Here is a 758-nt window from a genome sequence, read left to right as displayed (position 1 = left end):
GAATGCGAATGTCGGCCTTCCAGAGCGGCTCCACCGGGGTGTCTCGATAATGGTGGTCGACCCAGTCGTCGAACAATCCGTTTTCCAGCACGTCTACCGGCACCTCGCGGGCATCGTACTCTTTGACCCCGTCGGCCACGTCGCAGAAGTATCGGTCGTCATCGAGAGCGGTCGCCGCGACATCATCGAGCGTATCGTTGAGGTCGATCTTCTCCTCGTCGGACTGTTCGGCCAGCTCTCGGAGTCGCTCACCCGTCAGTACGAGATCGTCAAACTCCACAGGGAGGCGCTCGTAGGCCGGCAGGAAGCTTTGCGTCTCCTGGGCGCCCTCGCTCGCCTTAGTGATTCCTCCGTCGGTCTCCACCTCCGACTCCTCACCGATGCCGCTTCGGAGCTGGTCGGCGTCTGTGGAAGTGGCCGCCTGCTCGCCCCGCTCCCGTTGCTCCTCGGCCGTCGGAAACCGGCGGTAGTAGACGCTCGCGCTCGGGGTCAGCCTGACAGCGGCGTCATCTGCTATCTCAGCAGGAACCCGGAACTGGAGACCGATCGTGAACGGGGCCACGTCCTCGGCAATGTTCTCGAAGGAATCGCCATTGGACATCGCTTCAAGATACTCGTACTGCGAAGCGAGAACCCCCGCAAAATACTGCCGTGATGGCTTGGATCCAAAGTGCTGCTTCTCCGCCGAACCGCTGCCGGTCAATCGGTTGATCAGAGACTGCGTGATAATGTTGTTTACCGCCTGATGCTGTCGGTAC

The 758-nt window shown here is 61.1% G+C and carries 1 pseudogene; it reads right to left on the bottom strand.

From position 1 onward, the window contains the following. Positions 1-758: pseudogene (locus DVK06_RS16790) on the bottom strand (helicase); the annotation flags it as partial.

It is taken from the genome of Halorubrum sp. Atlit-28R, from assembly GCF_003665955.1.
Lineage (GTDB): Archaea > Halobacteriota > Halobacteria > Halobacteriales > Haloferacaceae > Halorubrum > Halorubrum tropicale.
Note: the sequence above shows the minus strand (reverse complement) of the source record. Positions and strands in the feature narration are given on the sequence as shown.